The organism is Paracoccus marcusii, from assembly GCF_006151785.1.
GTDB classification, from domain to species: Bacteria; Pseudomonadota; Alphaproteobacteria; order Rhodobacterales; family Rhodobacteraceae; genus Paracoccus; species Paracoccus marcusii.
On the sequence record NZ_VDDD01000036.1, the window covers coordinates 20,835 to 28,604 of the forward strand.

Consider the following 7,770-nt stretch of genomic DNA (forward strand, 5'->3'; position numbering starts at 1 on the left):
TTACAAAGCGGCAAATTCACAGGAGTTTCCGATGGCGTCCTATCAGTTCGTCTACCACATGGACGGCGTGTCCAAGACCTATCCCGGCGGCAAGAAGGTGTTTGAGAACATCAAGCTGAACTTTCTTCCGGGCGTCAAGATCGGCGTCGTCGGCGTCAACGGATCGGGCAAATCCAGCCTGATGCGCGTGATGGCCGGCATCGACAAGGATTTCACCGGCGAGGCCTGGGCCGCCAAGGGTGCGACCGTCGGCTATCTGCCGCAGGAGCCGCATCTGGACGAAAGCCTGGACGTGCGCGGCAACGTCATGCTGGGGGTCGCGGCCAAGCAGGCCAAGCTGGACCGCTATAACGAGCTGGCGATGAACTACTCGGACGAGACCGCCGAGGAGATGTCCGCCCTGCAGGACCAGATCGACGCCGAGAACCTGTGGGACCTGGACAGCCAGGTCGATGTCGCGATGGAGGCCCTGCGCTGCCCGCCCGACGACGCCGATGTCAGCACCCTGTCGGGCGGCGAACGCCGCCGGGTCGCGCTGTGCAAGCTGCTGCTTGAGGCGCCGGACATGCTGCTGCTGGACGAACCGACCAACCACCTGGACGCCGAGACCATCGCCTGGCTGCAAAAGCACCTGATCGAATACAAGGGCACGATCCTGATCGTCACCCACGACCGCTATTTCCTGGACGACATCACGACCTGGATCCTGGAGCTGGAGCGCGGCCGCGGCATCCCGCACGAGGGGAACTATTCCTCGTGGCTGGACGCCAAGGCCAAGCGCGTGGCGCAGGAGGCCCGCGAGGACAAGTCCAAGCAGAAGGTCCTTGAGAAGGAACTGGAATGGATCCGCGCCGGCGCCAAGGCCCGTCAGGCCAAGCAGAAGGCCCGCGTCAACGCCTATAACGAGATGGCCAACAAGACCGAGAAGGAGCGCATCACCAGCGCCCAGATCATCATCCCGAACGGCGAGCGCCTGGGCGGCAAGGTGATCGAGGTCATCGGCCTGAAGAAGGCGATGGGCGACAAGCTGCTGATCGAGAACCTGGACTTCACCATCCCGCCCGGCGGCATCGTCGGCGTGATCGGTCCGAACGGCGCGGGCAAGTCGACGCTGTTCCGCATGCTGACCGGCCAGGAGCAGCCCGACGAGGGCACGATCACCCTGGGCGAGACGGTGCAGCTGTCCTATGTCGACCAGTCGCGCGACGCGCTGGGCGACAACCACAACGTCTGGGAGGAGATCAGCGGCGGCGCCGAGCTGATCGCCCTGGGCGACGCGACGATGAACAGCCGCGCCTATTGCAGCGCCTTCAACTTCAAGGGCAGCGACCAGCAGAAGAAGGTCGGCACCCTGTCGGGCGGCGAACGCAACCGCGTGCACATGGCCAAGCTGCTGAAATCGGGCGGCAACGTGCTGCTGCTGGACGAACCGACCAACGACCTGGACGTCGAGACGCTGCAGGCGCTGGAGGCGGCGCTGGACGATTTCGCGGGCTGCGCGGTGATCATCAGCCACGACCGCTTCTTCCTGGACCGTCTGTGCACGCATATCCTGGCGTTCGAGGGCGACGCGCATGTCGAATGGTTCGAAGGCAACTTCGAGGCCTATGAGGAGGACAAGATCCGCCGCCTGGGTCCTGATTCGGTGAACCCCAAGCGCGTGAAGTACAAGAAGTTCACGCGCTGATCGCACCTGTTGCGGCAATGAAAAAGGCGGCCCCCGCGGGGGCCGCCTTTCGCGTTCGGACCGTTTCGATCAGAACCGGAACGAGGCGCGCACCTGCACCATGTCGGTGTCGAGGTCGAGGCCCGACACGTCGTTGACGTCGTCGAAGTCCTGGCGGGTGTATTCCGCGCCCAGGGTCACGCGCTCGGTGACCTTGAAGTCGGCGCCGATGCCATAGGTGAAGGCGGTTTCCGACAGGTCGTCCGCATCGACATGGGCAGCGCCCAGAGAGACGTAGGGCATGAAGCGGCCCAAGTCATAGCCCGCGCGGCCGCGCAGCCGGACCAGGTCGCCTTCGCCGGCCTCGTCCAGGTCGATGCGGTTGTAGTCCAGCTCGCCGCCCAGAACGAACTGGCCGAAATCGCGGTTGTAGCCGCCGTGCACGCCGTAGGCGTCAAAGTCGCTTGACACGCTGTCGCCGTCGAAGTTCACGTCGGCATCCCCCTGGCCGTACTGCAGACCGGCATAGAAACCGGTCCAGTCGGACACGGGTGCCGCGACGGGGGCGACGACGGGTGCGGGGGCGGGCTCGACCACGGGGGCGACATAGCCGCCGGCATGGGCGGTGACGGCGAACAGGCTTGCGCCCAGAGTTGCGAATGCAAGTTTCATGATGGGGGTCCTTCTCAGTCTGATGACGGGGCAGATCTAACCGTCTGACCCTGCTGCCGAAAGGTTGACGCCCGGATTGCCCGTGTGCGGCGTTGCATGGTCGCAACCACAGGCTTGTGAACCCGCGTGAGCGACGCCAGCCGAACCCGTGCGTGGGGCCGCAAAGGAGGCCTGTGCCGATCACGACCTGCCGCCAAAGCCAGGGCGTGCAGGCCGAGACGCGCGGTTCACCGCCTGCGCGGACCTTGTCGAGGCCGTGCGCCTGTCAGGATGTGACCTGCCGGGCCCCGCCGCAGGACCGCTTGCCGGTCATGGCCGGATTGGTCGGCAGGGGGGCATCGGGGGTGCGGGCGTCCTGGGGGGCGGGGATCACGATGGGCGCGGGCGCCGGGGCCTGGGGCGGTCCGGTCTGGGCCAAGGCCGCAGGGGCGGTCAGGGCACCCAAGAGCAGCGCGGTCAGGAACGATCGGGGCATGGGACAGTCCTTTCGCAGGGGACGACTGTCTCAGGGTGCGCCCGAATCACGCTTCCGCAAAGCGGAAAAACCGATGGTATCAGCGCGTCCTTCCGGAAAAACCCGGCGGGCGGCGGGCGATCCAGGCCCAGAACGGGGCCAGGTCGGGATGGGTGCGCAGCGCCTCGACCGTGTTCACGTTTCGCGCCAGCTCCGTCTCGCGCAGGGTCTTGTGGATCGTCTTGTGGCAGATGTGGTGCAGCAGCACCGTAGGGCCCCCCTTGCCGCCGCGCAGCTTGGGGATCAGGTGATGGCGGCTTTGCGGCACGTCGGGCGGGATCGGGCGCAGGCACAGCGGGCAGACCGGGTCGGGGTCTGACGCCATCGTGACCTCTGGTTCGGTATATCTGGATTTACGCATCTGTCCGCCGTCGGTTAGGCCGAAGGACATCTGACCCCGGACCCGCCGAAAGGACAAGCCATGCCGACCCGCCGCTTTCTTCTGGCCTCTGCCGGCGCCTTCGCGGCGATGCCCGCCTTTGCGCAGGACCGCCCCAACCCGATGCCCGATGAGTTGCGCCAGGCGCTGGAACGCGACCCGACCGCACCGGTGCTGGGCAATCCCGACGGCAACATCACCCTGACCGAGTTCTTCGATTACAACTGTCCGCACTGCAAGACGATGCTGCCGCTGATGTCGGAACTGGTCCGGTCGGACCCGCAGCTGCGGGTGGTGCTGCGCGAATGGCCGGTCTTCGGTCCCGGATCGGAATTCGCGGCGCGCGCGTCGCTGGCGACGCTGCCCACGGGCAACTACTGGCGGCTGCACGCCGCCCTGCTGGGCATGCGCGCCCGCGCCGAGGAGGCGACCGTGATGCGCGTTGTCCGCGATCTGGGCCTGGACGAGGCCGCGATCCGCACAGGCATGCAGGCCGATACCGTCGAACGCCACATCACCTACAGCCACCTGCTGGGCGACCACATGGGGCTGATGGGCACGCCAAGCTTCATCTGCGGGGACGAGGCCGCGTTCGGCGCGATGACGCTGGAGGAGCTGCGCGCCCTGGTCCAGCGCGGACGGCGGACGATGGGGGTCTAGTCCCCCGCCGGGTCGCGCCGCCCCCACGCGGCGTCCTGCATCTCGCGCAGGCGGGATGCGGTGCGTTCGAACTCGAAGCTGCCTTCGCCCTCGTTGTACAGCTGTTCGGGCTGGTCCGCGCCGCTGGCGATCAGCCGGACCCGCGCCTCGTAAAGCGCGTCGATCAGCGTCACGAAGCGCTTGGCCTCATTATAGTTCGACGCCGACAGCCGCGGCACGCCGTCGATCAGCAGCACGTCGACCGCGCGTGCCACCGCCAGGTAATCCGCGGGCCCAAGCGGCTTGCCGCACAGGTCCCAGAAGCTGGACCGCGCCGCGCGCCTGACATGGGCGGGCAGGGTGACCTGGCGCCCCTGCACGGTCAGGACCAGCGGTTCGGGCGTAGCGTCGCCGGTCAGCTCGGCCCAGACGGCGTCCAGTTCGGCCCGTGCCGCCGCGTCGGCGGGGGCGAACCAGACCTGACCGCCCTGGCGGTTCTGGCGATAGTCGGTGCGGCTGTCCAGGCACACCACCTCCATCCGCTGGCGGATCAGCGCGATGAAGGGCAGGAACAGCTGGCGGTTCAGCCCATGCTTGTACAGGTCGTCCGGTTCGCGGTTCGACGTTGTGACCACCGTCACCCCCTGGTCGAACAGAACCTGGAACAGCCGCCCCACGATCATCGCGTCGGCGATGTCGCTGATCTGCATCTCGTCAAAGCACAGCAGGCGGACTTGGGCCGCCACGGCCTCGGCCACGGGGCGGACGGTGTCCTGCTCGCCGCGCTTGCGCGCCTCGTTCAGGCCGGCCTGGATCTCCTGCATGAATTCGTGGAAATGCACCCGCCGGGTGGGAACGTCGCCGGCCGCGTCGGCCATCAGGTCCATCAGCATGGATTTGCCGCGCCCCACGCCGCCCCACAGATACAACCCCTGCACCGCGGGCACCGGATCGGGGCTGCCCACGCCCAAAAAGGCCCGCCACGCCGATCGCGGCTTCTGCGGCGGTGCCGCCTGCAGTTGATCCAGAACGCGGTCCATGTGCGGCAGCACCGCTGCCTGCGCGTCGTCGTGGCGCAGCGCGCCCGATGCGATGCGCTGGCGGTAAAGATCGCTGACCGTGCCCATGGCGTGCCCCTGTCCTGTGACCGATGCACCCCTGCCACGGCGCGGCCCGTGCCCGCAAGGGTCTGCGGCCTTGACCGCCGCGGCGTGGCTGTGCGACGCCCGACGCGATCCCCGCTGACGTAGGTGCGCCGATGACCGACCTGCCGATCCTGTTCGTGATGGCCGCCCAGCCCGAATACGGCCCGGCCCTGCGCGCGCGCATCCAGCCGCTGATGACCGGCATCGGCCCGATCGAGGCCGCGGTCCAGCTGACCGCCGCGCTGGCCCGCATGGACCGGCTGCCCCGGCTGATCGTGTCGCTGGGGTCGGCCGGGTCCGCGCGTCTGGCCCAGACCGAGGTTTATCAGGTGGGCGCCGTCGCCTGGCGCGACATGGATGCCAGCGCGCTGGGGTTCGCGAGGGGCTGCACGCCGCTGCTGGACCTGCCGCGGGTGATCGACCTGCCGCACCGCATCCCCGGCCTGCCGGTGGCCAGCCTGTCCACCGGCGCCGACATCGTCAGCGGCCCCGCCTATGCCGCGATCGAGGAGGACATGGTCGACATGGAGACCTTTGCCCACCTGCGTGCCGCCCAGAATTTCGGCGTGCCGCTGATCGGGCTGCGCGGCATCTCCGACGGGGCGGCCGATCTGGGCGGGATGGACGACTGGACCCGCTATCTTCAGGTGATCGACGGCAAGCTGGCCGCGGCGGTGGACCTGCTGCACAAGGCGCTGGCCCAGGGGCGGCTGGTCCTGTGACAGGGCGCACGCTTGTCCTTGGGGCGGCGGCCCCCTAAACCGGGGCGGCAACGGACAAAGACGGGCAAGCATGGCACGCGGCGCAAGCAATCTGGAAGACCGGCCCACCAGCCGGCGGGTGGGGGCGCTTGGCGCGCTGTGGCCGTTCGTCCGGCCCTATCGCGGGCAGATGGTGCTGGCGCTGGTAGCGCTGGTGCTGACATCGGCGATCAGCCTGATCCTGCCACTGGCCGCACGCCGGGTGGTCGACAATTTCGACGACGGCGCGGGCCTTCTGGACAAGTATTTCGGCGCGGCCCTGATGATCGTGGCGCTGCTGGCTCTGGGCACGGCGGCGCGGTACTTCTTCGTGACACGGTTGGGCGAACGGGTCGTGGCCGACATCCGCAAGGCCGTCTATGCCCGCGTGATCACCCTGTCGCCCGCCTTCTTCGAACGCGTGATGACGGGGGAAATCCTGTCGCGCATCACCACCGACACCACGCTGATCCAGTCGGTTGTAGGGTCGTCGCTGTCCATCGCGCTGCGCAACATGCTGATCCTGGCGGGGGGCATGGCGATGCTGGCCTGGACCTCGGTCAAGCTGATGGGACTGGTGCTGCTGATCGTGCCCGCCATCCTGATCCCGATCATCGTGCTGGGACGCCGCCTGCGCGCCCTGTCGCGCGCCAACCAGGACTGGATCGCCGCATCCTCGGGCACAGCGTCCGAAACCCTGCTGGCCGCCCAGACCATCCAGGCCTACACCGCCGAGGCGCGCAGCATGGTGCGCTTTGACGACGTGACCGAACAGTCCTATGTCGTGGCCCGCACCCGCATCGGCACCCGCGCGGTGATGACCGCCATCGTGATCTTCCTGATCTTTGCGGGCGTGATCGGCGTGCTGTGGGTCGGTGCCCGCGACGTCCAAGACGGGGTGATGACCGCGGGCCAGCTGGTGCAGTTCGTCATCTATGCGATCCTGGTCGCGGGCGCGGCTGGCGCCCTGTCCGAGATCTGGGGCGAACTGCAACGCGCCGCCGGGGCGACCGAACGCCTGGCCGAACTGCTGTCCGCGACGGACACGCTGACCGATCCGGCGCGCCCGGTGCCCCTGCTGCTGCCCGTGCGCGGAGAGATCGTGCTGGAGGGGGTGGCCTTCAGCTTTCCCTCGCGTCCCGACGCCCCGGCCCTGCACGGGATCGACCTGACCATCCGGCCGGGGGAGACCGTGGCGCTGGTCGGCCCGTCTGGGGCGGGCAAGACGACCGTGATCCAGCTGATCCAGCGGTTCTGGGACCCGCAATCGGGTCGCGTGACGATGGACGGCACCGACCTGCGCCAGCTGGCGCGCGTCGATCTGCGCAGCCATATCGCGCTGGTTCCCCAGGACCCGGTGATCTTTGCCGCATCCGCCGCCGACAACATCCGCCTTGGCCGCCCCGACGCGACCGACGCGCAGGTGCAGGCCGCGGCGCGCGCGGCGCATGCGCATGACTTCATCGCGGCCCTGCCGCAGGGATATGACACCGCGTTGGGCGAACGCGGCGTGATGCTGTCTGGCGGTCAGCGCCAGCGCGTGGCCATCGCCCGCGCGATCCTGCGCGACGCGCCGGTCCTGCTGCTGGACGAGGCGACCAGCGCGCTGGACGCGGAATCCGAATCGCTGGTCCAGGCCGCCGTCAGCCGCCTGGCCGAGGGGCGCACGACCGTCGTCGTGGCCCACCGCCTGGCGACGGTCAAGAAGGCCGACCGGATCGTGGTCCTGGATCAGGGCCGGATCGTGGCCACCGGCAGCCATGACGAACTGGTCGCGCAGGGCGGGCTCTATGCGCGCCTGGCGCGGATGCAGTTCACCGACGGGCCGGGTGACAGGCCGGTCGACCCCGCCTAGCGCGGGGCGGCCAGCACCATCGCCCAGAACACTGTCCGCCCGTCCGCCGCCAGCGCCTGGCCGATGCCCACGTGGCGCACCCGCGCATGCAGCATGTTCGACCGGTGCCCCGCCGACCGCGCCCAGCTGCGCATCGCGGCGCCTGCGTCGCGCTGGCCCG

General features: G+C 68.7%; 9 protein-coding genes. 4 read left to right on the plus strand and 5 right to left on the minus strand.

Annotation, left to right across the window (positions count from 1 at the left end; translation table 11 throughout):
• Positions 1 to 31: 31 nt before the first annotated feature.
• Positions 32 to 1,687 carry an energy-dependent translational throttle protein EttA gene (ettA, locus tag FHD68_RS07850; protein ID WP_045983314.1) on the plus strand — a complete coding sequence of 552 codons (1,656 nt, stop codon included), beginning with the start codon at positions 32 to 34 and terminating at the stop codon, positions 1,685 to 1,687.
• A gap of 69 nt (positions 1,688 to 1,756) precedes the next feature.
• On the opposite strand, the gene FHD68_RS07855 is transcribed toward ettA, so the two are convergent.
• The 3 genes from FHD68_RS07855 to FHD68_RS07865 form a co-directional block, all read right to left on the minus strand.
• Positions 1,757 to 2,338 carry an outer membrane protein gene (locus FHD68_RS07855; RefSeq protein WP_045983313.1) on the minus strand — a complete coding sequence of 194 codons (582 nt, stop codon included), beginning with the start codon at positions 2,336 to 2,338 and terminating at the stop codon, positions 1,757 to 1,759.
• A gap of 265 nt (positions 2,339 to 2,603) precedes the next feature.
• Positions 2,604 to 2,813 carry a hypothetical protein gene (locus FHD68_RS07860; RefSeq protein ID WP_127897334.1) on the minus strand — a complete coding sequence of 70 codons (210 nt, stop codon included), beginning with the start codon at positions 2,811 to 2,813 and terminating at the stop codon, positions 2,604 to 2,606.
• A gap of 79 nt (positions 2,814 to 2,892) precedes the next feature.
• Entirely contained in the window at positions 2,893 to 3,213 is a 321-nt protein-coding gene (locus FHD68_RS07865; RefSeq protein ID WP_240542461.1) for an HNH endonuclease, read from the minus strand.
• 60 nt (positions 3,214 to 3,273) lie between these two features.
• On the opposite strand from FHD68_RS07865, the gene FHD68_RS07870 reads away from it, so the two are divergent.
• Positions 3,274 to 3,891, plus strand: a complete 618-nt coding sequence (locus FHD68_RS07870; protein ID WP_127897333.1) for a DsbA family protein — start codon at positions 3,274 to 3,276, stop codon at positions 3,889 to 3,891.
• Here the strand turns inward: FHD68_RS07870 and zapE are convergent.
• Entirely contained in the window at positions 3,888 to 4,997 is a 1,110-nt protein-coding gene (gene zapE / locus FHD68_RS07875) for a cell division protein ZapE (RefSeq protein WP_127897332.1), read from the minus strand. The genes FHD68_RS07870 and zapE overlap by 4 nt on opposite strands.
• A gap of 131 nt (positions 4,998 to 5,128) precedes the next feature.
• Between zapE and FHD68_RS07880 the strand changes: the two genes are divergently transcribed.
• A complete protein-coding gene (locus FHD68_RS07880) occupies positions 5,129 to 5,737 on the plus strand; it encodes a 5'-methylthioadenosine/S-adenosylhomocysteine nucleosidase (RefSeq protein ID WP_045983308.1) in 609 nt (202 codons plus the stop codon).
• 70 nt (positions 5,738 to 5,807) lie between these two features.
• Positions 5,808 to 7,610: an ABC transporter transmembrane domain-containing protein gene (locus FHD68_RS07885; RefSeq protein ID WP_127897331.1), complete on the plus strand. Its 1,803-nt coding sequence runs from the start codon at positions 5,808 to 5,810 to the stop codon at positions 7,608 to 7,610.
• On the opposite strand, the gene FHD68_RS19710 is transcribed toward FHD68_RS07885, so the two are convergent.
• Positions 7,607 to 7,770 (minus strand): CAP domain-containing protein (locus FHD68_RS19710; protein ID WP_139085503.1); only part of this gene is annotated, 164 nt, incomplete at its 5' end. The genes FHD68_RS07885 and FHD68_RS19710 overlap by 4 nt on opposite strands.

Bases quoted from the DNA above. Each gene is read 5' to 3' on its own strand.
- ettA (WP_045983314.1), top strand. From the start codon at position 32: ATGGCGTCCTATCAGTTCGTCTACCACATGGACGGCGTGTCCAAGACC.
- FHD68_RS07880 (WP_045983308.1), top strand. From the start codon at position 5,129: ATGACCGACCTGCCGATCCTGTTCGTGATGGCCGCCCAGCCCGAATAC.
- FHD68_RS07860 (WP_127897334.1), bottom strand. From the start codon at position 2,813: ATGCCCCGATCGTTCCTGACCGCGCTGCTCTTGGGTGCCCTGACCGCC.
- zapE (WP_127897332.1), bottom strand. From the start codon at position 4,997: ATGGGCACGGTCAGCGATCTTTACCGCCAGCGCATCGCATCGGGCGCG.
- FHD68_RS07855 (WP_045983313.1), bottom strand. From the start codon at position 2,338: ATGAAACTTGCATTCGCAACTCTGGGCGCAAGCCTGTTCGCCGTCACC.
- FHD68_RS07865 (WP_240542461.1), bottom strand. From the start codon at position 3,213: ATGCGTAAATCCAGATATACCGAACCAGAGGTCACGATGGCGTCAGAC.
- FHD68_RS07870 (WP_127897333.1), top strand. From the start codon at position 3,274: ATGCCGACCCGCCGCTTTCTTCTGGCCTCTGCCGGCGCCTTCGCGGCG.
- FHD68_RS07885 (WP_127897331.1), top strand. From the start codon at position 5,808: ATGGCACGCGGCGCAAGCAATCTGGAAGACCGGCCCACCAGCCGGCGG.